This is a genomic window from Dinghuibacter sp. (assembly GCF_035492835.1).
Lineage (GTDB): Bacteria > Bacteroidota > Bacteroidia > Chitinophagales > Chitinophagaceae > Dinghuibacter.
Window position 1 is genome coordinate 1 of sequence record NZ_DATJIY010000275.1, and the last position, 24,960, is coordinate 24,960.

Annotated in this window: 21 protein-coding genes, 1 tRNA gene and 1 riboswitch; of the genes, 11 read left to right on the forward strand and 11 right to left on the reverse strand. The window is 56.5% G+C overall.

Translation table 11 applies throughout. From position 1 onward, the window contains the following. Nucleotides 1-160: 160 nt before the first annotated feature. The 3 genes from VL547_RS23905 to VL547_RS23915 all read right to left on the reverse strand — a co-directional run bounded on the left by VL547_RS23905 (nucleotide 161) and on the right by VL547_RS23915 (nucleotide 6,264). Nucleotides 161-577, reverse strand: a complete 417-nt coding sequence (locus VL547_RS23905; RefSeq protein ID WP_325582793.1) for a response regulator — start codon at nucleotides 575-577, stop codon at nucleotides 161-163. Then, entirely contained in the window at nucleotides 567-3,596 is a 3,030-nt protein-coding gene (locus VL547_RS23910) for a PAS domain S-box protein (protein ID WP_325582795.1), read from the reverse strand. The genes VL547_RS23905 and VL547_RS23910 overlap by 11 nt, the downstream gene beginning before the upstream one ends. Nucleotides 3,597-3,840: 244 nt before the next feature. Continuing rightward, nucleotides 3,841-6,264 (reverse strand): TonB-dependent receptor, encoded by a 2,424-nt coding sequence (locus VL547_RS23915; protein ID WP_325582797.1) that lies wholly within the window; start codon nucleotides 6,262-6,264, stop codon nucleotides 3,841-3,843. 51 nt (nucleotides 6,265-6,315) lie between these two features. Further along, a riboswitch (TPP riboswitch) is annotated at nucleotides 6,316-6,420 on the reverse strand. A gap of 87 nt (nucleotides 6,421-6,507) precedes the next feature. Between VL547_RS23915 and VL547_RS23920 the strand changes: the two genes are divergently transcribed. Continuing rightward, nucleotides 6,508-7,227, forward strand: a complete 720-nt coding sequence (locus tag VL547_RS23920) for a head GIN domain-containing protein (protein WP_325582799.1) — start codon at nucleotides 6,508-6,510, stop codon at nucleotides 7,225-7,227. Between the two features lie 150 nt (nucleotides 7,228-7,377). Here VL547_RS23920 and VL547_RS23925 read toward each other — a convergent pair whose 3' ends face one another. Together VL547_RS23925 and VL547_RS23930 are read right to left on the reverse strand one after the other, a co-directional pair. Beyond that, nucleotides 7,378-7,683: a hypothetical protein gene (locus VL547_RS23925; RefSeq protein ID WP_325582801.1), complete on the reverse strand. Its 306-nt coding sequence runs from the start codon at nucleotides 7,681-7,683 to the stop codon at nucleotides 7,378-7,380. Continuing rightward, complete coding sequence (locus VL547_RS23930; protein WP_325582803.1) at nucleotides 7,674-7,898, reverse strand: hypothetical protein; 225 nt, start codon at nucleotides 7,896-7,898, stop codon at nucleotides 7,674-7,676. Before VL547_RS23930 ends, VL547_RS23925 begins: the two co-directional genes overlap by 10 nt. A 240-nt stretch (nucleotides 7,899-8,138) precedes the next feature. Here VL547_RS23930 and VL547_RS23935 point away from each other — a divergent pair, with 240 nt between their 5' ends. Beyond that, nucleotides 8,139-8,408: a hypothetical protein gene (locus VL547_RS23935; RefSeq protein ID WP_325582805.1), complete on the forward strand. Its 270-nt coding sequence runs from the start codon at nucleotides 8,139-8,141 to the stop codon at nucleotides 8,406-8,408. 110 nt (nucleotides 8,409-8,518) lie between these two features. Here the strand turns inward: VL547_RS23935 and VL547_RS23940 are convergent. Further along, a tRNA-Met gene (locus VL547_RS23940) sits at nucleotides 8,519-8,590 on the reverse strand. Nucleotides 8,591-8,667: 77 nt separating this feature from the next. On the opposite strand from VL547_RS23940, the gene era reads away from it, so the two are divergent. The 5 genes from era to VL547_RS23965 all read left to right on the forward strand — a co-directional run bounded on the left by era (nucleotide 8,668) and on the right by VL547_RS23965 (nucleotide 12,524). Further along, nucleotides 8,668-9,537, forward strand: a complete 870-nt coding sequence (gene era / locus VL547_RS23945; protein ID WP_325582808.1) for a GTPase Era — start codon at nucleotides 8,668-8,670, stop codon at nucleotides 9,535-9,537. Nucleotides 9,538-9,573: 36 nt separating this feature from the next. Next, nucleotides 9,574-10,887, forward strand: coding sequence for a ribosome biogenesis GTPase Der (der, locus tag VL547_RS23950; protein WP_325582810.1), 1,314 nt, complete (start codon nucleotides 9,574-9,576; stop codon nucleotides 10,885-10,887). Between the two features lie 54 nt (nucleotides 10,888-10,941). Further along, the gene (locus tag VL547_RS23955) at nucleotides 10,942-11,142 is read left to right on the forward strand and encodes a hypothetical protein (RefSeq protein WP_325582812.1); all 201 of its coding nucleotides are present in this window, start codon (nucleotides 10,942-10,944) and stop codon (nucleotides 11,140-11,142) included. 66 nt (nucleotides 11,143-11,208) lie between these two features. Next, entirely contained in the window at nucleotides 11,209-11,820 is a 612-nt protein-coding gene (locus tag VL547_RS23960) for a TetR/AcrR family transcriptional regulator (RefSeq protein WP_325582814.1), read from the forward strand. 74 nt (nucleotides 11,821-11,894) lie between these two features. Then, nucleotides 11,895-12,524 (forward strand): NAD(P)H-dependent oxidoreductase, encoded by a 630-nt coding sequence (locus VL547_RS23965; RefSeq protein WP_325582816.1) that lies wholly within the window; start codon nucleotides 11,895-11,897, stop codon nucleotides 12,522-12,524. Between the two features lie 20 nt (nucleotides 12,525-12,544). On the opposite strand, the gene VL547_RS23970 is transcribed toward VL547_RS23965, so the two are convergent. From VL547_RS23970 to mgtE, 3 genes are read right to left on the reverse strand one after another with little or no spacing between them, the layout of a single operon-like run. Beyond that, nucleotides 12,545-14,734 carry a DUF4954 family protein gene (locus tag VL547_RS23970; RefSeq protein WP_325582818.1) on the reverse strand — a complete coding sequence of 730 codons (2,190 nt, stop codon included), beginning with the start codon at nucleotides 14,732-14,734 and terminating at the stop codon, nucleotides 12,545-12,547. A 5-nt stretch (nucleotides 14,735-14,739) separates the two neighbouring features. After that, nucleotides 14,740-16,575: a glutamine--fructose-6-phosphate transaminase (isomerizing) gene (gene glmS, locus VL547_RS23975; protein WP_325582820.1), complete on the reverse strand. Its 1,836-nt coding sequence runs from the start codon at nucleotides 16,573-16,575 to the stop codon at nucleotides 14,740-14,742. A 31-nt stretch (nucleotides 16,576-16,606) separates the two neighbouring features. After that, nucleotides 16,607-17,998, reverse strand: coding sequence for a magnesium transporter (mgtE, locus tag VL547_RS23980; protein WP_325582822.1), 1,392 nt, complete (start codon nucleotides 17,996-17,998; stop codon nucleotides 16,607-16,609). 63 nt (nucleotides 17,999-18,061) lie between these two features. On the opposite strand from mgtE, the gene VL547_RS23985 reads away from it, so the two are divergent. From VL547_RS23985 to VL547_RS23995, 3 genes are all read left to right on the forward strand, one after another. After that, nucleotides 18,062-18,448, forward strand: a complete 387-nt coding sequence (locus VL547_RS23985) for an SET domain-containing protein-lysine N-methyltransferase (RefSeq protein WP_325582824.1) — start codon at nucleotides 18,062-18,064, stop codon at nucleotides 18,446-18,448. 62 nt (nucleotides 18,449-18,510) lie between these two features. Further along, the gene (locus tag VL547_RS23990) at nucleotides 18,511-20,112 is read left to right on the forward strand and encodes a hypothetical protein (RefSeq protein ID WP_325582826.1); all 1,602 of its coding nucleotides are present in this window, start codon (nucleotides 18,511-18,513) and stop codon (nucleotides 20,110-20,112) included. 45 nt (nucleotides 20,113-20,157) lie between these two features. Next, the gene (locus tag VL547_RS23995) at nucleotides 20,158-21,447 is read left to right on the forward strand and encodes a M28 family peptidase (protein WP_325582828.1); all 1,290 of its coding nucleotides are present in this window, start codon (nucleotides 20,158-20,160) and stop codon (nucleotides 21,445-21,447) included. On the opposite strand, the gene VL547_RS24000 is transcribed toward VL547_RS23995, so the two are convergent. Together VL547_RS24000 and VL547_RS24005 are read right to left on the reverse strand one after the other, a co-directional pair. Then, complete coding sequence (locus VL547_RS24000; protein ID WP_325582830.1) at nucleotides 21,444-22,154, reverse strand: DUF72 domain-containing protein; 711 nt, start codon at nucleotides 22,152-22,154, stop codon at nucleotides 21,444-21,446. The two genes, VL547_RS23995 and VL547_RS24000, sit on opposite strands and share 4 nt — an antisense overlap. An 86-nt stretch (nucleotides 22,155-22,240) precedes the next feature. Beyond that, on the reverse strand, nucleotides 22,241-24,508 hold the full coding sequence (locus VL547_RS24005) for an aconitate hydratase (RefSeq protein WP_325582832.1): 2,268 nt from the start codon (nucleotides 24,506-24,508) through the stop codon (nucleotides 22,241-22,243). A gap of 107 nt (nucleotides 24,509-24,615) precedes the next feature. Between VL547_RS24005 and VL547_RS24010 the strand changes: the two genes are divergently transcribed. Beyond that, nucleotides 24,616-24,837 carry a PspC domain-containing protein gene (locus VL547_RS24010; protein WP_325582834.1) on the forward strand — a complete coding sequence of 74 codons (222 nt, stop codon included), beginning with the start codon at nucleotides 24,616-24,618 and terminating at the stop codon, nucleotides 24,835-24,837. Nucleotides 24,838-24,960: the final 123 nt, after the last annotated feature.

A 24,960-nucleotide genomic window follows, 5' to 3' on the forward strand; every position in this document is an offset into this window, starting at 1 on the left:
GAAAAACTGCTCAAGGGGGCCTCACTTCTCCTTTCGCCTACGCCCGAAGCATGCAAGCGGGGCGCACGGAGGCATGTGGAGGCGCACGGAAACACATGGACGTATGCGAAAGCCTGTGGAGTACGCGGAAGGTAAAATGAGTAAAAGGAGGCGGAAAATCTTAGGCGCTCTGGCGCTCGACGGTTTGGCGGATCACGTCCAGGATCTTGTCCTTGGTGATGGGCTTGATGATATACTCCTGTACCAGCGGGATCCCGTTGGCGCGCTCGATGTCCTTGGGGTCGATGGAGGAGGACACCATGTGGATGGAGATGGTCTTGGACAGGGAGGGGAGGAGCGGTTCGTAGTCCTTCAGGAAGGTCCAGCCGTCGACGACGGGCATGTTGATATCCAGCAGGATGATGTCGGGAAGGAGGTCAGGTTGGGCGGCATGGTCCTGCAGATAGACCAGCGCTTCTTCCCCGTTGTAGAATTGCCAGATTTGTCCCACCTGTTCGATCGTGTTGAGCGTTTTATTCGTGATCAGCTGGAAAATCTTGTCATCGTCTACGATGGCTATCTGGATTTTATTCTGCATCTGGGGCCTGATATTGATTGAAGTTAATGATAAATTTGGTGCCTTCAAACTCTTTACTCTCCACAAAGATCTTGCCGCCCATGGCTTCTACCTGATTTTTTGTCATATAAAGGCCCAAACCTTTTGCGTCCGGATGCTTATGAAAGGTCTTGTATAACTTGAACAGATTGCCGCTGTGCTTCTCCAGGTTGATTCCCCGGCCGTTGTCCGAGAACTCCAGGAGGAGGTTGCCCTTTTTCCAGAAGGTGCGCACCATGATGTGGGGCGAGCGTCCGGGATGGGCGTATTTCAGGGCATTGTTCAGGAAGTTCATTAAAATGCTCTCCAGGTAAATGGAGGGATAGCTGATGACCGGCGCCCCGGAAAAATCGGATAGGACGGTTGCTTTGACGTCGGCGATCTGGGCGGCGTGCATCTGCTTGACCTTTTCAAAGACTTGTTCGAACGCCAGCTCCTCTTTTTGGATGTGTTTGTCCTGCTGGACCTTGATCACCTCCGTTAGTTCGTTCAGCGTATCGAGCAGGTTGCCGGTACTCTGGGTGAGGAGGTCGACCAGCTCTTCCTTCTCTTCGGTCGTCTCCGCGCTTTTGTAGTACTGCAGCAGGATGCTGATGTTGCTGACCGGGGCGCGGAGGTTGTGGGATACGATCTGCGAAAACTCGGCCAGCTGCTTGTTCTTGCGCGTAAGGTGCTCGGCGCTGGAGATCAGCCTGAGGTTCTGGCGTTCCAGGGATTGCTGGGCGGCCTTCAACGAGGTGATGTCCTCGATATGCGATACAAAGAACTGGGGCTCGCCCACCTTGTTACGGACCACCGTGGCGTTGAGGTTGACCCAAATGGTATGGCCCTGCTTGTGGATATACCGCTTTTCCATGGAATGCACGTCGATCGTGCCATTCAACAGCGAGTTGGTACCCGCGATGTCCCTGGCCAGGTCGTCCGGGTGGGTGATGTCCTGGAAGGTGCAGTGGAGGAGCTCGGTCCGCGAAAAACCCGTGATTTTGGTGACGGCGTCGTTGACGTCGATCCAGCTTCCGTTGGGGGCGATGATCGCCATGCCGATCCCCGAGTTGAAAAAGGCGTGGTGGAAACGCTGTTGTGTCTCGATTAGCTTTTCCTGCGTTTGTATCTGCGTGGTCAGGTCGGAATTGATCCCGATGATCCGTTCCGGTTTGCCCAGGGGACTGCGCTGGATGACGATCCCCTTGGAAAGGATGTACCGGTAGTCGCCCGCTTTGGAGCGCAACCGGTGCAACAGGGAGAAGGTATCGTTTGCAGGATCGTACACGGACTGGATCGTCTGGAGCATCTTTTGCTTGTCCTCGGGGTGTATCTGGCTGTACCAGCTCTGATAGCTGTTTTCCAGCTCGGTGTCCTGGTAACCCAGCATTGACTTCCAGATCGGGGAAAGGTATACATTGCCTGAATCGAGGCTCCAGTCCCAAAGGCCGCCCCCGGTCCCTTCCAGGGCATAGCGCAACCGCTGTTCGCTCTCCACGAGCCGGCGTTGGGCCTGGATGCGCTCGGTGATGTCCTGGAAAAAGGTGACGCTGGACTCATGGTCCCCGTAGGAGATATAGTTGGCGGTGATCTCCAGCTCCACGACCTTTCCCGACCGGAGGGTCAGGGCCCGCTGGAGGTTGATTACCTTTTGTTCCTTCAGCCTCGCCCAGAACGCCTCGTAACTGTCGGTGGTGCTACCGGGGGACAACTGCCACAACCGGGCGCCCAACAGTTCTTCGGCCGGGACGCCGAGGATCTGGCAACCGCATTCGTTGATATAGGTGATCATCCCGTCGGCGTTGCACCAAACCACCGGTAACGACGCCTGGTCTATCGAAAACTGCATCACGCGCAGCCGGGCCTCGTTCCTTTTCTGACGGGTGATGTTCCGGCCCTCGGGGAGGAGCATCACGACCTTACCCTGTTCGTCCAGGATGGGTTTGATGGAGAAGTCCAGACAAAGTTGCTCACCGGTCTTGCTTTGTACGATGATTTCCTCCCGTACGAACTCACCTGAGGCTGCCCGCTGAATATACAGCTTGATCTGTTCCCTCGAGTAATCGGTCCACCAGAACGCCTCCCAGAATGGCTTGCCCAGGATTTCCTGCAGGGTAAGCCCGGCGAAGCTCAATACGCTGTCGTTGGCTTCCAGTAATAGCCCCTCCGGTGTCAGGAGCCCGATGAACTGGAACATGGCGTGGAAGATCGCCTTGAATTTTTGTTCGTTCAACCGGATCTGCTCCTTGATCTGGTGCGCGGCGGTGATGTCCTGGAATGCCCCGTACATTCGGATGACCTTGCCGGCGTGCATCTCCACCTGCCCCTGGGCCCTGACCCACTTCCGGTTGCCGCGGGCGGTGATGATCGGCAGCTCCAGGTCCCAACCCTCCCCGGTTATCATCGCCCCCCGGATATGCGCCTCCATGAGCGGACGGCTCTCGGGAGCGTAGAAAATGATGGCCTCCTCGAGGCTGGGGATATAGTCGGGGGGAACTTCGTGTATGCGTTTGACCTCGGGCGACCAGGTGAGGCGTTCGGAGTCCTGGTCGAACTGCCAGCCGCCGATGTGGGCGATGGCGTTGCTGTTTTCGGAAAGGCGGTTGAGGTTGACCAGCTCTTCCTCGAGTGCCATATAGAAGGTGATGTCCTGCGAATTAGTCAGGAATTGCAAACGTCCGAGGTTGTCCTCCATGAACGTGATCTGCGCGTGCAGCCAGATATACCGGCGGTTACGGCAACGGACGCGGAAGCGGACCCTTATCGTGGCGTCTTCCTTATGGCTTTTCCAGTAATCTACGGCGTCCCTTACTTCCCGTTTGACCCAGGCGGTGTCTTCGGGATGCATCCAGTCCTTCGGGCTTCTGCCGATCACTTCGTGTGGGGCATATCCAAGGATGTCGTAAAAGGCGGGGTTTACGTATACGAAAGCTCCATCCTCTCTCTGTAGGCTGATCATCTCCTTGCTGTGTTCAACAAGGAGCTTGAATAGGTCGGATTTGGATTCTATAGTTTTCAACTTTCTATACGATTCTGGTTAAAACAAGGACACCAGGCTTCTGGTGGTTAAGAGGTAAGGTATAGGAAGTTTTTCCTTTGTTAGGGTACGAGGATGTAAATTACTGAACTATAGAGAAATACCCGTTAGAGGGTTTGCTAATCAATGGTTAACCGAACGGTTGTGCGCGCCCAGCGCGGGAAAGCAAAACAGCCTGTGGAAATTACGTTGGTCTCCACAGGCTGTTTCTCCGTATTTATACGGACTACAAAGAAATATTTACCGAGGCCATGTAGTTGACCGGGGCCGCCGGAAAATAGAAATTGGCCGTGACCGTTTGCTGGTTGCTGATGTAGCTGCTACTGTATCCATTGGGTTCATACAGCGCGTTAAATATATTGTACGCCATCAGGCTCACCTGTACCTGTTTGAAAACCGGCTGGGGAACCGTCCACAGGATGCGGGCATTTTCATAAAAGAAAGGGTCCAGGCTCCTGCTGGTTTTGGAGGTATTGTCGAGGAACTGACGTCCGACATACTTGCTGATGAGGCTGAGCGTCAGCGCACGGGTGGGGGTGAAGTCCAGGGTGGCTCCGCCGATTACGTCCGGGGAAAGCGCGATATCGGTGGAATGGTACTGATTTTCGTGTTGGGTCCCGTTGTCGTAGTCGTCCAGGTATTCGGTAAAGTTGTGGATCTTGTTTTCACTGAGCGTCAGGTTGGCGCTGGCCGAAAACCAGGCCGCCGGTTTTATGCCCCCCTGGAGCTCGATGCCCTCCCTATAGCTGTCGGGGATGTTCGTGCGGGTGTATTCGCCCACATCGTTTATCTTTCCGGTCAGCACCAGTTGGTTGCGATAGCGCATGTAGTACAGGGTCGCGCTCCAGCTGTACAGCCGGTTTTTCTGACCCGCGCTGGCCTCTACGTCGATTAGGTGCTCTGCCTTGGGTTGCTGCTGCTCGCTGGCTTCGAAATCGTCCCGGTTGGGTTCATGGCCTGCCGCCGCAACGCTCAGGTAACCGTTCCAGCCATGTGCGCCGGTATAGCTGATGCCCGCCTTGGGATTGAAGAAGTCGAAATCCTTATGTACATACAGACCCGGGTTGTCATCGAAGCCATTGATGTAGTACGTGATGACGCGGTTTTGGATGTCTACGAAGGAGCTCCAGCGCTGGTTGAACCGGTGCTGCCATTTTACATAGGCGCTCCAATCCGTCTTGTGTGCCTCGTTCCAGTAGTATTGGTAATCGTTCGGGAAACCCGTCTGGGCCCAGGTCACGATCCCGTAATGCTCCCCATCGTATCGGTTCCAACCGCCACCCGCGATGACCTGGTCTTTCTCGCCATGATACTGGAGGGACGCGACGCCCCCATAGAACCAGTTGTTTAGCCAGAGTTGCTGGATCAGGTCGGTCGTCTGGATCGTGTCGCCGTTGTAAACGGGGTTGGGCAAGCCAAAGGCCGAAAACGACTGCTGGGGCGAATATTCGATATAATAACCCCACCCGCGTGTGAGGAACGCGGCGGTGTTGAGGTCCCACCGCCGGTTGAAGGTATGGTTAAAAAACAATTGGTAGTAGTCCTGCCAGTAGTTGTCGGTCTGATCGGGGTAGGTGAAATAGTTGTATTTGCGCCGGTCCGAATTGAACAGGTTGACCGAATCCTGGGGAGTGAAGAACGAGGAGCCCAGGTTGTCGTCATAGTATTGCTGCAGGTCCGCCTGGCTGCCCAAAAGCTTGGCCTGGGGCACCCCGTCCCAGGTCTGGTACGTTTTTTCATGCCCCGATATTAGGTTGAACCGGAGCGACGACTTTTCCGTCAGGTAGGCCCCGGAAAGATACAGTGAGGTCAGGTCGCTCGAACCCCGGTCCACATAACCGAGACTGGTGATCCGGGACAGCCGCGCGTCGAGGGTAAAGTGGTCGTCGATCAGGCCGGAGCCCGCCTTGACCATCGTTTTCCAGGTACTGTAGGAACCGACGCTATTGTCGATCTCGCCGTACGCCTTGTCGATGGTTTCGTTGGTACTCAGGTTGATTGTGGCTCCGAATGCGCCCGCCCCATTGGTCGAGGTGCCCACGCCCCTTTGAACCTGGAGCGAATTGACCGAGGCCGCGAGGTCGGGAAGGTCTACAAAATAAACCCCCTGATCTTCCGCGTCGTTCATGGGTATGCCGTTGAGGGTCACGTTGATGCGGGTGGGGTCGGTTCCCCGGATGCTGATGCCGGTGTAACCAACGCCGTTCCCCGAATTAGAGTTGATGACCACCGAAGGCGTTTGGTCCAGGAGGTAAGGAATGTCCTGCCCCACGTTGTTTTCCGCAATGGTCTTTTTGTCGAGGTTGGTCGTGCTGAAAGGGGCCTTATCCCCGGCGCGCACGGCCCTTACTTCAATAGGCTGCAAGAAGAGTTTTAACGGGCTTAGCGCTACCAGCACCTCGCCCTGCCCGGGCTCAACGGTTTGGGTCTTGTAACCAATGGCGCTGACAATCAATGGAGATTTCGTGGCGCGTAAACTGAATTCGCCCTTGTCGTCGGTTTGCGTACCTGTTGTACGCTCCGCGCGGACGGTTACCCCCGCTATGGGTTCATGCGTTACGGAATCGGTTACCGTTCCGTGTAAAAGGACTTGTGCTGAAGACAGCAGAGGACTGGCTAAACAACACATCGCCCAAAACCAATTTTTCATTGTCTCCGGTTTGAGAACGTTAAAAAATGTTTTGGGAAATGCTGCGAATGGAAAAAGGCTATCGACCTTCCCTGCGCAGGCATTACCCTGTTCAGGTTCTACGGGTATGATCTCAGCCTGGTGGACGTCACACCATGGGCACCCCGAGGAATCTGTTTTTCTGGCGGCAAGGTAGGAAAAAATATTTTTCCACCCTGTAACTTTCGGGGAACCTCCTACGTCCTACTACAAATACACATATATATGAAGAAATTGCTCCTGCTTGGCCTGACGCTGTTCTGCGGTGGTTTTGCCATCGCACAGGACAACTTGCTGGTCGACGCGCCCAACGTCCAAAAACGGGCCGTCGTTCCCTTCCACGGCGTCCAGGTATCCAGTGCCATCGACCTGGTCATCAAACAAGGGAATGAAGATGCTGTGGCTGTAAGCGCCACCGACGTCGAAACCCGGAACCGGATCGTGACCGAAGTCGTAAATGGTGTCCTGCATATCTATTTCAACGATAAAGGATTTCATTGGAATTGGGGCGACCGGAAGATGAAGGCCTTCGTTTCTTTCAAGAATATCGACGAGCTGGGCGCTTCGGGTTCGAGCGACGTCTACGTCGACGGCTTTATTAAAGCTACCGACCTGACCATCCACCTTTCGGGTTCCAGCGACTTCAAGGGCGGGATCCAGGCCACCCACCTCAATCTCCATCAAAGCGGCAGCTCCGATGCGACCGTCAAGGGCTCCGCCGTAAATGCCGAGATCCAGTTGAACGGTTCTAGCGATGTACGGGGGTACGAGTTGGCCGTCGATGTCTGTTCCATACGCGCGAGCGGGTCATCGGATACACAGATCACCGTCAATAAAGAGCTCACCGTCGACAACAGCGGGTCGAGCGATGTATATTATAAAGGCGCCGCCGTAATCCGGAATATCCACTCCTCCGGCTCCAGCTCGGTGAGCCACAAATCATAAGTACAGCCCGCGCGTCACCGCGCTATAGCCATGAAGAACAGAAGCCCTGACCGGTTGCGGCCAGGGCTTTTTTATTTGGTTAAATTGCTAAAAAATTTAGTATTTTTGGAGTAGAAAAACGCTAACCAATTCGAAGTCAAGCTGTTTGTTTCACGAAAAGGATGGTCTGTAGAAATGGTCGTAGTCGGAATAAAAAGCTTTAATCTGATCGTCAATAACATTTAAAAGATAAACTTCCTCAACGCCTATGTCCTTCTTTATATCCCGCCAGATAACCACCAGCACCGCAATGTATATGCTGGATATGTCCCTGCGATCGAGGCATCGCCTGGCTATCTCGCCCTTTATGAAAAACGTCTGCTTGTCCAGGAGCCTGTTGTACTTACGGTGTTTTCTGAAATGGATAAAATACCGGATAACCGCCCCTATCGAAAGACCGGGAATCGCTACTGGCATGAGCTGCTGTTTAATGGGTGATTATGGTTGGTGTCGGCTATTATTTCCAGCATCATGTGCTCCATGAATTGCCGGTGGAGGTCGGTAATGGTCGACTCGAGGAATAACCGCAAATCGAATCGTTCGGAATCGATATCGTTTCGCATGTTCCAGATCCTGGCAAAAGCCTCGGCAGCGATCACCTCAACCACCTCTGTATCGTTGAACAGAGTCATCGCGTACGCGAAAGCAAAAGTTTCGTAAAGTCTTACTACTTGCTCGAAAGCGCTTTTATCACCAGCCTTAACCGCAGTTAGAAAGACCCTTACTTCAAGGGTATCCGACATTACTTACTGTTTGACAGATGAATATAGTCGGAATATCCGATAATATCAATCCGTTTGGAGTCGAAATTTGTAACTTATTGTAAACTAATTAGATATAGATATAACTTGTGTTTGTGAAAATTCCGATAAATGGCGACCGACCCAAGATTTGAAGCAGCTAAAGCATTGATTGAGACCGGAAAACTCATCAAATTCAATGACCTGTTCGAGATTATTCCTAAAAGTGTTATGGCCGAGGAGATCAGCCATAGTTATGCTTCGTTTGTGGCAAAGATGGAGAATCCTCAACGCTGGACCTTGGGTAATGTATCCGACATGGCTACCGTTATAGGAATTCCAGCCGACGAGCTGGCAAAAGTAATTTTCAGATCGATTAAAAGAAGACCAAACAAGGAGTAGGACACCTTATCACTTGAGAAACCTTTGTCTGACTTGGGGCTCCGGTGTTCACCGGGGCCTCTCGTTTTTTTGCCAAATAAAAACCCCGGCTGAAGACCGGGGCTGTTTCGTTGCGAAGGGAGGGATCGAACCTCCGACCTTCGGGTTATGAGCCCGACGAGCTACCGCTGCTCTACTTCGCGATGTATTGGACTGCAAATGTAGGGCGAGATGCAATAACTACCAAATATTTTATTTCGTTCAGTTACCTTTGCAGGCGATGCGAACGGGATTTGTAAATATTTTCGGAAGGCCCAATGCGGGGAAGAGCACGTTGCTCAACGCATTGGTGGGTGAGAAGCTGGCCATCGTTTCGCCAAAGGTGCAGACGACGCGTCATCGCATCAAGGCGATACTGACGACGGCGGATTACCAGATCATTTTTTCGGATACGCCGGGGATCATCGAACCGCAATATAAGCTCCACGAGCGGATGATGCATGCGGTGAAGAACAGCCTGGAGGATGCGGATGTAGCGGTGTTGCTGGTGGATGCCGGCGACAACCCTGAGGACGCGGATGGTGTTTTTACCGCGTTGAAGCTGCGGGTGCCGGCTATTGTCGTCCTCAACAAAACGGACGCGGTAAAGCCTGACAGGGTTAAGGAGCTGGAAGCTTTTTTTTCGGCAAAGCCGTATGCATCCGTGGTAATGGAGGTGTCGGCGCTGAAGGGTACGGGCGTGCCCGAGCTTTTAGCGGCGGTCATAGAGCGTTTGCCGGAAGGGGAGCCTTATTTTCCCGGGGATGAGATCACGGATTTGCCGACGAAATTTTTTGTGGGGGAACTGGTACGGGAAAAGATATACCAATTGTACGCAGAGGAAATACCATATCACACGGCGGTAGTCGTCCAGGAATTCAAAGAGAAGAGCGACCTGATAAAGATCAGGGCGGAGATTGTCGTGCAGCGGGAGACCCAGAAAGGTATCCTGCTGGGCGAAGGGGGTCAGAAGATAAAGGCGCTTGGGATCGCGGCGCGAAAAGACATCGAGGCGTTCCTCGGGTCGAAGATTTTCCTGGAGCTGTTTGTGAAGGTGCGGCCGAAGTGGCGGGACAATGACCTGTTGTTAAAAGAATACGGATACGAATAGAGGCTGCGCGAACGCCGGTGGCAAAAATTTTCAATTATGTCTGGATTTACGGTAGCCATTGTTGGCAGACCAAATGTGGGTAAGAGTACTTTGTTCAATCGCCTGCTGGAGCAGCGAAAAGCGATTGTTGACAACCAAAGCGGGGTAACGCGGGACCGGCAGTACGGTGTGGCGGATTGGGCGGGAAAGACCTTTAACGTGGTCGACACCGGAGGGTTTGTGCCCCGGAGCGAGGACGTTTTCGAGCGGGAAATCCGCCGCCAGGTGCTGATCGCAATAGACGAGGCGGACGCGTTGCTCTTCCTGTGCGACTCCGCCACGGGGATCACGGACCTGGACGAGGCGATGGCGGACGTGTTGCGGCGCTCACCCAAACCGGTATTCCTGGCGGTGAACAAGGTGGATAATTCGGACAGGTTGCTGGAGGCGACGGAGTTTTATGGGCTGGGTTTCGACCCCGTCTTTTTCATTGCCGCCATGACAGGGAGCGGTACGGGTGAGCTGCTAGACGCGATAGCCGCCCTGATCCCCGAGGAAGCCCCCGAATCCGAGGAAAAGGAAGAGATCCCCAAGATCGCCATCATCGGGCAACCCAACGTGGGGAAGTCCTCCCTCCTGAATGCGCTGCTGGGGCAGGAGCGCACCATCGTCAGCGACGTGGCCGGCACGACCCGGGACAGTATCCATACGCACTATAACCTGTTTCAAAAGGAATTCGTCCTGATCGACACGGCCGGTATCCGCCGCAAGAAAAAGGTCGAGGAAGACCTTGAATTCTATTCGGTCATCCGGGCGATCAAGGCCATGGACGAGGCGGACGTCTGTTTGCTCCTGATCGACGCCACCAAGGGCATCACGGCCCAAGACCTGAACATCTTTTCGCTGGCGGCACGCAAGGGGAAGGGGATCGTACTCCTGGTCAATAAATGGGACCTGATGGAAAAGGAAACGAATACAGCCCGGGACTACGAAAAAGAGCTCAAGAGCCGGATCGCGCCGTTTTCGGACGTCCCGGTGTTGTTTGTGTCGGTTCAGGATAAAACGCGCATCTTCAAGGCGATCGAAATCGCCCTGGAAGTATATGGCAACCGCCAGCGTCGCGTACCTACCTCACAGCTCAACGAGTTCCTCAAAAAGGCCGTTGGCGCTTTCCATCCGCCCGTTGTCCGGGGCATGCCGGTCAACATCAAGTACGCAACACAGCTACCAACCCATGTGCCTTCGTTTGCGTTTTTCAGCAACCATCCCGACGACATCAAACAACCTTACCGGAACTACCTGGAGAACCAGCTGCGTGAGGCGTTCGACTTCAAGGGAGTACCGGTGCGGCTTTTCTTCAGAAAAAAGTGACGCAACCCCGGGACAGCACGGCCCACGCTTTGTACTTACATCCAAAATACCGATATGAAAAAGATTCTCGTATCCCTCGTCCTGGCCGGCGCCCTCGCCGCGTGTAACGGAAAAGGCAAAAGCATCGATTCCAACAAAATCGACAGCTCGGCCCCTACCGAAGCTACCGACAATACCAAAATGGCCAACGACTCCGCCAAACGTTCTTCCGATTCCCTCGTGAATACTTCGCCGGATACGCTGAAGGCCAAGTAGTTAAAACACCCCTTGGGAATCCAGGCAGGATGTCCTAACTTTGCTAACACTGTTAGGAAAAATAACATGGGCATTGCCGAACGCCGATACCGTCAAAAGGAGGAAGTCCGAAGCCTGATCCTCGACACCGCCTGGAAACAGATCCAGGAGGAGGGGGTTCAGTCTTTGTCTGTCCGGAAGGTGGCGGATGCAATCGAGTATAGCGTGCCGGTGATCTATTCCCATTTCGAGAGCAAGGAGGCGCTGATCGGCGAATTTGTGCGCCGGGGCTTTTGTTTGTTAACCCGGATGGCTATAGAAGCCAGGGACGCCTATGACAAGCCCACCGCACAGCTAACCGCCATTGCGTTGGCATACTGGGAATTCGCTTCGCAAAACCTGGAATATTACCAATTGATGTTTGGATTGGGCATACCTACCTGCGAAAAGGCCCACTCGGTCAGCGAGATACTGACCTTTGGCGGGCTGGTAAAGGACGTGATCCAAAAGGCAGTACTATCCGGTAGTCACCCGGCCGTGGACCTGGAATTGAAGTTCCAGTCCTATTGGTCGATCCTGCATGGGATAGTATCTATCCGGCTGAAACACAATTGTAACCGCAAGGAAGGCGATCCGGACCTGGGTAAGGCGATACTGGAGGATACGATCAAAGGATACATTTACGCCCTGGTGGGATAGACGATTTTTTTTGCCTGTGAACCTAACGGTGTTAGATATTATATATGCATTATAAATCCTAAATATAGTAAACTATGAGCCTGATAGAAGCACTCAACTGGCGCTACGCCACCAAACGGATGAACGGCAACAAAATCGACCCTGCTAAACTCGAGAACATCCTGGAAGCTACCCGGCTGTCGGTTTCCGCGGTCGGCTTGCAGCCCTATAACATCATCGTGATCGAAAGTCCTGAATTACGGGAGAAAATCAAACCCATAGCCTTTAACCAGCCGCAAATCACCGAAGCATCGCATTTGCTGGTTTTTGCCGCCTGGGATAAGATTACGGAGGCTCGTTTTGACGAGTTTATCCAGGACGTGGCCGATCAAAGGGGCGTGACCGTCGAGAGCCTGAATGGTTTCCAGAACTACAAGAAGAACATGTTGAGCCGGACGGACGAAGAAAATTATCATTCGGCCGTCTCTCAGACGCACATCGCCTTTGGTACGGCTGTGGCCGCCGCGGCCCTCGAGCACGTGGATGCAACCCCGATGGGAGGATTTAACCACGAGGCGCTGGATGAGTTGCTGGGGCTTAAGGAAAAAGGCCTGAAAAGCGAGATACTCCTGGCCCTGGGACATAGGGACGAGAGCCAGGACTGGCTGGTGGGACAAAAGAAGGTGCGGCGGCCCAAGGAGAAACTGTTCGTGGAACTGGCGTAAGCTACTTCAACCGCCGCGGGCTACTTCAACCGTGCCGCGAGCTTTTCAACCTGGAGGGTAAACGCCTCCAGGTTTTTTCTTTCCTGGGCGATAAAGCTGTTGTCTTCCAGGTTGCCGATGACGGCCTCCATTTCGGCGTCGGAGGCATAGACCATGGCGCGGAACGGGTTGGAGTAGTCCTTTTCACGGGACTCGAAGATGGCTTCGACCATCCACGCCTTCGTCTTCACCGCTTCCCAGATAAGGTCGACCACCCGGGCGCGATCGAGGCCGTCCGCCCCCGTCACCTCTTTCCAGGCGGAAAGGGCGTCGAGGAGCTTGGCCTTGGGATAGGCTTCCCCGCACTGCCGGTAAAAGTCGTGGACGTCATCCCAGGACTTGATCTCACCCGTGCGCATTTGCCGCCGGAAGGTATCCATGCTGTCCTGGTCGATCAGCTGGCCGCCGACGTTGCGCCATTCCATGCGTTTGTATCCGCCGGGGACGGCGCTGGCCAGGTCTGCGACCGTGGCCGTTGGGTTCCGTTCAAAATAAGCGATGATTTGAAGGGCTGCGTGGTAAGCGATCAGGTCCTTATAAATGGCGTATGCCTGGGGGACCTTGACCAGCGCCACCCGCCGGGGAGAATGCTCGAAGGCTTCCCCGTGGATGTCGAGGCTGCGGAGTGCCGGGTTGCCGCTCTCCAGCAGACGCTTGCCGACGACGGCGGGTTCTTCATCGCCCGGGGTATCCAGCAGCCATGCCTTTCCCGTCGCGGTTTCCAGCAACCGCAGCGCGTCGATCATCTCACCGATAGTGTCCGGCGCCAGGAAGTCGTATTCGAGCGTCTGTATTTTCTCGGTCCGCTTGTCCCGGTCGGTATACTTCCAGGCATTCCGCGCCAGCGCATACATGTTGTACATAAACCAATAGGCGGGCATGACGATCAGCTGGTCGTCGGAAACGTCGTTGGAGACGAGGGCGAACGGCAGGGGGATTCGCAATTCCGCCGGGTAGTCGCCCTTGGCGAGTATGTTGAACGAGGCGAACTTGGAGTTGTGCTTGAGGCTCACGCAAAGCCCCGGCCAGAAGCCCCGGCCGGCGACGAGCTCCCCGTCCGGGCTGCGGGAATTGTGGTTGGAACCGATGGTGGCGCCGGCGGCCATGTTGCTCTGGCCCATGACCAGGGCGGCGCACAAAAAGGAATTGTTGTGGTGCTGCTCGTGCGCCGGGAAAATCAGCGAGTTCAGCACTTCACAGCACGATATCGTGGCGTTGTTGCCCAGGTAGGAGTTGATCAGCCGGGCCCCGTATTTCAACTGGGAATGGGAGGCCATCACAAAACGCACCGCCTTTACCCCATAGAAAATGCGGCAGCCGTAGTCCACGATGCCGTTCACCAGCTCACAACCCTCGCCGATCTGTGACGGCGCATCGGCCGAGGAATTGATGGTCAGGTTCTTGAGCTTGTTGGCGCCCTTGAGGTAGGCGTCGGTACCCACCCATACGTCCTTGATGGTCTTGCAATTCTTGATCACCGTGCGGTGCCCGACCTTGCCATAATAGCCTCGCTGGCGGTCGAACTTCTTCTCGGTAAAGTCCTTGAAACGTTCCTGCACCATGTCGTCGTCCCGGTAGCGGGACCACAGCCAGGCGTCCCCGGGCAGCATGCCGTTGAAGGGGATGACCTTCCGGCCGCCGTTCTCGTTGCATATCTCCAGCCAGATACGGCGTTCTTCCGGCTCCCCTTCCTTGACGATGCCGTTGCCGAATTTCGCATAGTTGGTCGTGGCCAGCTCCTCGACGTTGACGAGGATGACGTCGTTGCCGATGATATAGTGGGACAGGTAGTTGACATTGTCGATAACGACGTTGTCGCCGAGGTCGCAGCTGCAGATGACGCTGTTATACAAACCCACCGGCCGGCGGAGGTTCTTGAACTCCAGGTACCAGGGTTCCAGCTTGCCGATGCGGACAAGCCCATAGAACTTGCAGTTCTTGACGAGCTCGGGGCTAAAGGCGTCGGAAACGAGGACGTTGTTCCAATCGTCGGACTGGTTGCGGTTGCGTACCAGGACTTCGATCTCGTGCGCCACCAGGTGGCGGTAGGCGATACCGCTTTGGTTTTGCAGGTTGCGCAGGTGGTACTCGTCCTTACCCTTGGGCAGGTATTCGGCCGGGATGAAATGGTATCCCAGGCTGGACACGGGATGCTTGGTGATCTGATTCATACGGCTTATTCCACGGTGACGCTTTTGGCAAGGTTGCGCGGCTTGTCCACGTCAAAACCCTTGGCGACGCCCACGTAGTAGGACAGCAGTTGCAGAGGAACGACACTCAACAGGGGGGCTACGATCTCGTCGGCCTCGGGCACGGAGAAAACGTCATCCGCCATGGTGGGAATGACTTCATCGTTTTCGCTGGTAATGGCCAGCACCAGTCCCTTCCGGGCTTTGATCTCCTGGATGTTGCTGACGATCTTTTCGTGGTAGGAATCCCTGGTGGCGACAAAAACAACGGGCAGCCGGTCGTCCACCAGGGCGATCGGGCCGTGTTTCATTTCAGCCGCGGGATAGCCCTCGGCGTGTATATATGAAATCTCCTTCAGCTTCAGGGCGCCTTCCAGGGCAACGGGGAAGTTATACCCACGGCCCAGGTAGAGGAAATCGCGGGCGTCCTTGTATTTATCGGCAATCTTCTTGATGAGGTCGGTCTTTTGCAGGATGGCGGCCACCTTTTCGGGAATGGCAGCCAGCTCCGCGCAAAGGTGCTGGTAACGCTTGACGTCGATGGTGCCCTTGGCGGCGGCGATCTTGAGGGCCATCATCGTCAGGACCGCCAACTGCCCCGTAAAGGCCTTGGTGCTGGCGACCCCGATCTCGGGGCCGGAGTGCGTGTAGGCGCCCGCATGGGACTGGCGTGCGATGGAGGAACCCACCGCGTTGACGATCCCGAAAATAGTGGCACCTTGCTCCTTAGCACGTTCGATGGCCACCAGGGTATCGGCGGTTTCACCGCTTTGCGAGATGGCCACGATCACGTCCCCATGGTGGATGACCGGGTTACGGTAGCGGAATTCGGAGGCGTACTCGACCTCCACGGGGATGCGGCACAACTCTTCAAAAACGTACTCGGCCACCAGACCTGCGTGCCAGCTGGTGCCGCAGGCAACCATGATGATACGGGGCGCATTCACCAATTGCTGCAGGTGGTTCTGCACCCCGGCCATCGTGATGGTCCCTGCCGCGGGGTCCATGCGGCCCCGCAGACAGTCTTGTATGGTGTGGGGCTGCTCGTGGATCTCCTTGAGCATAAAGTGCGGGTACCCGCCCTTCTCGATGGCGGCGAGCTCTATATCCAGCTTGGTGATGAACGGCGTCTGGCGCTCGTTCCCGAGGTTCTTCAGGATCAGCTCGTCGGGCCGGATGATGGCGACCTCGTAGTCGTTCACATAGACGACCTCCTTGGTGTATTCGACGATGGGCGAGGCATCCGAGGCCAGGAAGTGTTCTCCCTTACCAATACCGATGACCAGCGGGCTGCCCTTGCGGGCTGCAATCAATGTATCCGGATGATCCTGGTCGACGATGACAATGACATAGGCGCCCACGATGCGACGGAGCGCGATGCGGACGGCTTCTTCCAGTCCGCACTCGTTGTTGATCTGGATGTCCTCGATGAACTTCAGCAGTACTTCGGTATCCGTGTCGCTGGCAAAAGTATAGCCCTTGTTGAGCAACTCCTGTTTGAGGGGGGCGTAGTTCTCGATGATGCCGTTGTGGACCATCGCCAATTTGCCATTGGCCGATGTGTGGGGGTGGGAATTGCGGTCGCTGGGCTCCCCGTGGGTGGCCCAACGCGTGTGGCCGATACCGATAGAACCCTGGAGGTCCTTGCCGACGAGGGTGTCCTCCAGGTCGGCCACCTTGCCTTTTTTCTTATAGACATGGAGTCCGTGGTTGACCAGGGCGACGCCGGCGCTGTCATAGCCGCGGTACTCCAAACGTTTGAGTCCTTTCAGGATCACAGGGTAGGCCTGCCGGTGGCCGATATACGCAACGATTCCACACATAAGTCGAAAGTACGATTAAGTTAAAAGCGAACTAAAGCAATATCCCCTTAAAGAATATATAAGCTACCGAAAAGTAAATAACAATGCCGGTGACGTCTACGAGGGTGGCCACAAAGGGCGCCGATGAGGTGGCGGGGTCGAGTCTTAACCGCTTGAGTATGATGGGCAACATCGAGCCCATAAGACTCCCCCACATCACGATCCCGATCAGCGAGCAGAAGATGACTGTGGCGAGCCTTTCCCAGTGCGCCCCGTAGTCGAAAATATGCAGGTTCTGCCAGAGGAAGATGCGTAGCCATCCGATCGTTCCCAGGATAGCCCCCAGCGTGAAACCCGAGAAGAACTCCCGTCGCATCACGCGCCACCAATCCGCCAGCGTGAGCTCGCCCAGGGCCATGGCCTGGATGATCAGTGTGGAAGCCTGCGATCCGCTGTTACCGCCGCTGCTCATGATCAGCGGGATGAACAGGGACAGCACGACCGCCTTGGCGATCTCGTCCTGGTAGTGTTGCATGGCCGTGGCCGTGAGCATTTCGCTCAGGAACAGGATGATGAGCCAGCCCGCGCGTTTACGGACCAGCTTGACGATGTTGATCTCCAGGTAGGGTTCTTCCAGGGCTTCGGTACCACCGATCTTCTGGATGTCCTCGGTGAACTCTTCACTGGCCACCCAAAGGACGTCGTCGATGGTGACGATCCCGAGCAGGACGTCGTTGTCGTCCAGGACCGGCAAGGCCACGCGGTTGTTGAGCTTGAACACCTGGTAGGCGGACTCCTGGTCGTCGTTGACGTGGAGGGTGATGTAGCGGCCGTCCACCAGGTCGCTGACCAGCTTGTCGGGGGAAGCCAGCAGGAATTCCCGGATGCGGATGTCGTCCAGGAAGACGCCCTTCTCGTCGATGACGTATATGACGTCGATCGTTTCACTGTGTTTACCTTCTTCCCGGATATGGTCCAGGACCTCGCGGACCGTCCAGTCGACGTTCACCGCGATATAGTCCGGGGTCATGAGCCGGCCGACGCTGTATTCGGGATAACCCAGCAGCGACAAGGTCACCTTGCGCTCTTCCGGGTCCAGGAGCCGGATCAGCTCTTTCACGACGCTGGAAGGCAGCTCTTCCAGGAAGGCGGTGCGGTCATCCGCGGGCAGCTCGTTGAGCAGCTCGGCAGTCTTGAAGGGGGGAAGCTCCTTGATGATGCTTTTCTGCGAAGCGACGTCCAGGATACGGAATACCGATGCAGCCCGGTGTATGGAAAGGTTGCCGATGATCTGGCTCTCGTAGTCCGGATTCTCGTATATCAAATCGGCGACGTCCGAGATATTCTGGTCGTTGAGAAAGTCACTGATCTTTAATTTGTCGTCAGTGGCGATCACTTGTTCAAACTGTTCCTGGAGGCTGGCTGTTTCTTCTGCATAAGGCATACCAATGGACTTTGGCAGCAAAAATAGCATCCTTATGGTATTTGCAAATTATATCTTTGCGCCGTGATACAGCCCTATCTCTACATTTCCGCCAGCGAGGGACGTGGCCGGGGGGTATATACCCGGGAAGCCATACCCGCGGATACCGTCATCGAGGTTTCCCCCGTGCTCGTGATGAATGGCGAGGAACGCCGCATCCTGGACCTGACCCTCCTGCACGACTATATCTTCGAATGGGGGGAGCAACGGGACTGCTGTTGCGTAGGCCTGGGCTACATTTCCCTGTATAACCACCGCTCGCCCTCGAACTGCGAGTATTTCATGGAATACGAGGACGAGATCATGTTCGTCAAAACGGTGAGGGATATCCGTGAGGGGGAGGAGCTGACGATAAACTACAACGGCTCTTCCGCGAACACCGACCCGGTCTGGTTCGAGGCGCTGCCTTAGGCCTCCGCGGGGGCCGTTACCGCCATCAGCCGCCTTAGGCACGGTTCGTGCCCCTTCTGGGTATGGCCAGGCGTCTTCTTTGGATCGGCGTCGTCCTCACCGTCGCCATCGTGGGGATCGACTGGGGTATCCGGAGCTATCTAAAGCCCCGTATAGGGGCGTTGATCGAACGGATCGTCGTGGAGGGTTCGGATAGCCTCTACCGGTTTGCATCGGGCCCTCCCCGGGTCAATCTATGGTCGGGCACCATCGCCCTCCGGGACTGCCGGCTCACCCTGGACAGCGCCCGGTATACGGCCCGCCTGGCGGCCGGCGACCTGCCCGCGCTGACCGCGGTCGTGGACCTGGAGGAAATCCGCGTCAGCGGGCTCCGGGTCTTCGAATGGTGGCTGCATAAGCGGGTCGTCTGCGGCCGCCTGACGCTGGTGGACGCCAGGGCTTCCCTGTACCGGCACCGGAAGCCGTCCAAATCGGGCAAGGATTTGTACACCCTGCTCCGTCCGGTCGTCCGGTCGATCACCATCGGCGAGGTGCTGCTGGGGGATGTGCGTCTGTCCTATGACAACGGCGACAGCGCCCGGCCGTTCCGGTGGGCGTTCGAGCGCTGCGACCTCCGGCTGAGGGATATACAGATGGACAGCAGCACCGTGTCGGACAGCACGCGTTTTGCCTACGCCCATTCCTTCACTATGGGGGTGAAAAACGTCTCGATCCTGGTGGGCCGGCAGCTATACCGGCTCCGGTTGGGAAGCCTGACCTATGACTTCGCCGCCCGCGCCGCCGCGCTGGAGGACTTTTCCTTGTCGCCCGCCCTGGACGCGGACGCTTTCTATCGGCGGGTCGGGCACCAGGCGGACCGGTATACCCTCAGGGTACCCTCGATCGGACTGTACGGCGTCAACATGTCCGAGATGTTGTTATATGCTTATCTGCACGTCGATTCCGCACACCTGGAGCGGCCGGACATCCGTATCTATCACGACCGGACGCAACCGCCCGATACCCGGTCGAAGGTGGGCCGCTACCCGCAACAGCTGCTTCAAAAGGCGCCCATCGATATCCTGATCCGCCGGTTGTCCGCCTCCTCCGCGGCTGTTGAATACGCGGAGAAAAACCCCGCCACCGACGCCGTTGGAACGCTCTCGTTCGATCACGTCGGCGCGCTGCTGTCCAATGTGACCAACCTCCCCGGGGACCCGAGGTGGACGGCGCGCTTTGACGGTTATTGTCTCGGCCGGAGCCCCATCTCGGCCTTGTTCACCTTTTACCTGGGCGAACCATCGGGTCGTTTTTCCCTGGACGCGCATATAGGGAACCTGGACGCGGCCGCCCTTAATCCCCTGACCGGGGCGCTGGCCAAGGCGTCGACCGGGAGCTTTCACATGGACCGCCTGGACGCCCGCATCACGGGGGATGAAAACGGCGCCACGGGCGACGTCCGCATGCGGTACGACCACCTCCGGTTGACCTTGCTGAAGGGAGACACGGCCAGGCGAAAACCGTTGCTGTCTTTCCTGGTGAATACCCTTGCGGTCCGCTCGGGCAACCCCAACGGCGTCGCCACCGGTGTCAGGCAAACCCGCGATCCGCACAAATCGTTTTTCAACCTTATCTGGAAAACGCTCTACGCCGGTGTGAAACAGATCGCCCTCCGGCACGAATAAACCCTTACTTTTGGCCCTTACACCGTCACTTACACCATCACGATCATGAGAAAACTAGCTCTTGCCTTCCTGGGCGCGCTGCTGGCCGGTTCCAGCGTACAGGCACAAAAGCCCGACACGACCATTTCCGTAAAAGACGTTACCGCAACCGAGGCCTACCTGTCCTCTGACGCCCTGCGGGGAAGGCAGGTATTCACACCCGATATCGACCGGGCGGCGGATTTTATCGCGGCGCGTTTCAAGGCCGCCGGTCTGAAGCCGTTGCAAGGGGGAAGCTATTTCCAGCACTTCGACCTCATCGAGGCGGTCCCGGACAATATACAAGTGGCCATCAACGGACAGACGATCGATCCCGCGCAGGTGGGCGTGCAGACCTCCCGGGCGAACCTGGATTGGGTCAGCACGGACAGCGTTAAGATTTATGTTATCGATAAGGACCACAGTTTTACCCAGGCCATGCAGGCCTACCGATCGGGGAACGCCAACTACCTCGTATTGCTGGATTCGGCCACCAGCCTCCGGCTCAGGCGGTATCTCCGGTTCCTGACGACCCATATGTCTTCCCCCTACAGCCTGGTAACGGTCCCGTTTGCCGGAACCCCGATGTCCCTGGATCTGCACGTCCATAGCCACATCGCAGCCAAACCGCTGAAGAACGTGGTGGGCATCCTGCCGGGCCACGGGCCCAAGGCTTCCGAATACGTGATTTTCTCGGGACACTACGACCACCTGGGCGTCGGTAAGCCAGACGCCAAAGGCGACTCGGTTTTCAACGGCGCCAACGACGACGCCTCGGGGACCACGGCCGTCCTGACCCTGGCGCGGTATTTTGCCGGGCGTCACGACAACCAGCGGACCCTGGTGTTTGCCGCCTTTACCGCCGAAGAAATCGGCGAGTACGGTTCTCAGTACTTCGCGACACAGTGGGACCCGGCGAAGGTCATGGCGATGTTCAACATCGAAATGATCGGGACCACCAGCAAATGGGGAGAGAATTCCGCGTATATCACGGGTTATGAACGAACCGATATGGGACAGATCCTGCAAAAGAACCTTACCGGTACCGGCTTCCAGTTCTATCCCGATCCCTATACCGCCCAGAACCTGTTCTTCCGCTCGGATAACGCTTCGCTGGCAAAGGTCGGAGTGCCCGCCCACACCATTTCCACCTCCAAGATGGACAACGAGCCATACTATCACAAACAAGGGGACGAGATATCGACCCTGGATATGGAGAACATGACCCGTATCATCCGCTCCATCGCGCTGAGCTCGGTAAGCATCGTACAAGGGGTGGACACGCCGTCGCGCGTGGACACGGGCAGCCTGCGTTAGTTCAATTTGCGCAGGGTCATTTCCGCGTTGCGTACCGCGTGGCCGTCGGCGGTATTGTTGAAGAACAGGAAGGCGTCCCGCCCGTCGGTCTGCGCCAGGATTTTGTCTACGAAGGCCGGGCTATAGGTCGAACGGTAAAGCGACGGTACTCCGTGAAAACGGTAATACACCATTTTCCCGCCGGGAACGACCCAGTCCGGCAGACCCGGGTAGCTGAGACTGCAGAACGTGATCCCCTTTTTGTCGAGCGCGTCGTATACCTCGGCCCGCCACCAGCTCTCGTGTCGGAATTCTATGACGTTGTCGTATTTCGTGTCCAGGCTACGCAGGATCTTTTCGAGGATGGCCGGCCGGTATTCCATCTTCGCGGGCAGCTGGTAGAGCAACGGTCCCAGCTTGTCCCTGAGCCCTTTTTTGGCGGCGCCGTAAAAGTCCTGCTGTAGCTGGCCGACGTCGTTGAATAGTTTGAGGTGTGTGATCAGGCGCGGCGCTTTTACGGCAAAGACGTACCCTTCCGGGCTTCGTTCGTACCAGCCGTGAAAGGTTTCGGCCGTGGGAAAGCGGTAGAAGGTAACGTTCAGCTCCAGGGTGGGGAAGCGGCTGCAGTAGTATTCAAACCAAGCCTTGGCGGGAGTCCCTTCCGGATAGAAGGACCCCTTCCATTCTTTGTAGGAAAAACCGGAGCAACCCGTGAGTATGCGTGCCATACTCCCGGTAACGCAAAAAGCCCGCCATGTGGCGGGCTTCCTGTTTTTTGCATTTTTCGTGTTCTGTTTTCCGCTTTTTGGGCGTTCTATTTTTTGGCTACCTCGCGGCGGATTACGTTCAGCGCGCCGCCGGCCTTGAACCACTCGATCTGTTGTTCGTTATAGGTATGGTTCACCGTTATATTGTCGGCGCTCCCGTCCTTGTGGTGCAACACCACCGTCAGAGGCTTGCCCGGGGCAAAGCCCGTCAGCCCGGTGATATCGATGGTATCGTCTTCCTGTACCTTGTCGTAGTCCTCCTTGTTGGCAAACGTCAGCGCCAGCATCCCCTGTTTCTTCAGGTTGGTCTCGTGGATGCGGGCAAATGACTTGACCAGGATCGCGCGGACGCCGAGGTGACGGGGTTCCATGGCGGCGTGCTCGCGGCTGGAGCCTTCGCCATAGTTTTCGTCGCCGACAACGACCGTCCCGATCCCCTTGGCCTTGTAGGCGCGTTGGGTGGCCGGTACGGGTCCGTATTCGCTGGTGAGCTCGTTCTTCACCGAATCGGTCTTGTCGTTAAAGGCGTTGACCGCGCCGATGAGCATGTTGTTGGAGATATTGTCCAGGTGACCGCGGAACTTCAGCCAGGGACCCGCCATCGAGATGTGGTCGGTGGTGCACTTGCCCTTGGCCTTGATCAGCAGCCGGAGCCCTTTGAGGTCGGTGCCTTCCCAGGCGGCAAAGGGTTCCAGCAGCTGAAGCCGCTGTGAGTCGGACGCTACCTTGACAACTACCTTGGAGCCGTCTTTGGCCGGCGCCTGGTAACCCGGGTCGTCCACCGCAAAGCCCTTCGGAGGTAGCTCAAAGCCGGTCGGTTCGTCCAGCAGCACTTCTTCGCCCTTTTCGTTCCGGAGCTTGTCCTTGAGTGGGTTGAACTTCAGGTCCCCGGCTATAGCCAGCGCGGTGACGATCTCCGGAGAGGCCACGAAGGCGTGGGTGCTGGCCAGACCGTCGTTACGCTTGGCGAAGTTCCGGTTGAAGGAAGTAATGATAGAATTTTTCCGGTTGGGGTCGTCGATGTGACGGGCCCACTGACCGATACAGGGGCCGCATGCGTTGGCCAGGACCACGCCGCCGATGGCCTCGAAGGTGTCCAGGAGACCGTCGCGCTCGATGGTGAAACGGACCTGTTCGGAACCGGGGGTGATGGTGTATTCGCTCTTTGTCTTGAGCCCCTTGGTCGTCGCTTGTTTGGCGACGGAGGCGGCGCGGGATATGTCCTCGTAGGAAGAGTTGGTGCAAGAGCCGATCAGGGCGACCTCCAGCTTGTCGGGCCAGTTGTTGGCCGTCACGGCTTCGGCGAACTTACTGATGGGCCACGCCAGGTCCGGTGTAAAGGGACCGTTGACATAGGGCTCCAGTTCGTCCAGGTTGATGTCGATGACCTGGTCGTAGTATTTGGCCGGGTCGGCGTACACTTCCGCGTCGGGGCGCAGGTGTTCTTTAATCCCGTCGGCCAGGTCGGCGACTTCCTGACGGCCCGTCGCCTTCAGGTAATCCGCCATCTTGGCGTCGTAGGCAAAGAGAGAGCAGGTGGCCCCGATTTCGGCGCCCATGTTACAGATCGTGCCCTTGCCGGTGGCGCTGAGGCTGTCCGCCCCTTCGCCGAAATATTCCACGATGGCCCCGGTACCGCCTTTTACGGTCAGGATACCGGCCACCTTCAAAATGATGTCCTTGGCGCTGGTCCATCCGCTCAGCTTTCCCGTGAGGCGGACACCGATCAGCTTGGGCATTTTCAGCTCCCAGGGGAGACCGGCCATGACATCCACGGCGTCGGCGCCACCCACACCGATGGCGATCATCCCCAGACCGCCCGCGTTGGGGGTATGGGAATCCGTACCGATCATCATCCCGCCGGGGAAGGCGTAGTTTTCCAGGACGACCTGGTGGATGATCCCGGCCCCGGCTTTCCAGAAACCGATACCGTATTTATCGGAAATGGAGGAAAGAAAGTCGTAGACTTCACGGTTGACGTCCTTGGCGGTCGCCAGGTCTTCCTCCGCGCCCACCTTCGCCTGGATCAGGTGATCGCAGTGCACGGTGGATGGCACGGCCACCTTGTCCCGTCCGCAGGTCATGAATTGCAGCAGGGCCATCTGTGCGGTGGCGTCCTGCATCGCTACCCTGTCCGGGGCGAAATCCACGTAGTCCTTCCCGCGGGTGTACGCCTGCTTGGGCGTCTGCGGGAGGTGGGCGTAGAGGATCTTTTCTGCAAGGGTCAGGGGGTGTCCGGTGAGCGTACGCGCTGCTGCAACTTTGGCGGGGAGCCCGGCGTACAGCTTCTTGATTAGGTCCAAATCAAAAACCATGATTCATAATTTATTAACTTTCTGTAGGCCGGGCGAAGTTACGAAAAAGGAACATGCGCCCCGCCGGGGCGCTGGGAAGTGTAGCGATTTTTTTTTAAATTGCCCTCATGAATCGCCTGAAAGATTTCATAGAATGGAAAGTTTTTGGGGTGTGTACCTACCTGGGTGAGAAATGGGGCGTCGCCACCTCCACGATCCGGATGTACTTTATCTACCTGACCTTCCTGACGATGGGGTCCCCGATCCTGTTCTACCTCTTTTTCGCGTTCTGGATGAACATCAAGCAGTACATCTGGAGCGCGCGGCGCAATCCCATACGGTACCTCTAGGTTCTTGTTCCCTTCCGGTTTAGACCGCCTTCTTTTTGGCTGTCGCCCGTCGGCCCCCGGCTACCGCCGCCTCATGCGCCTCAAGCGCGTAGGCGCAGGGAGTGGGGTGGGATGCCTCTTTTA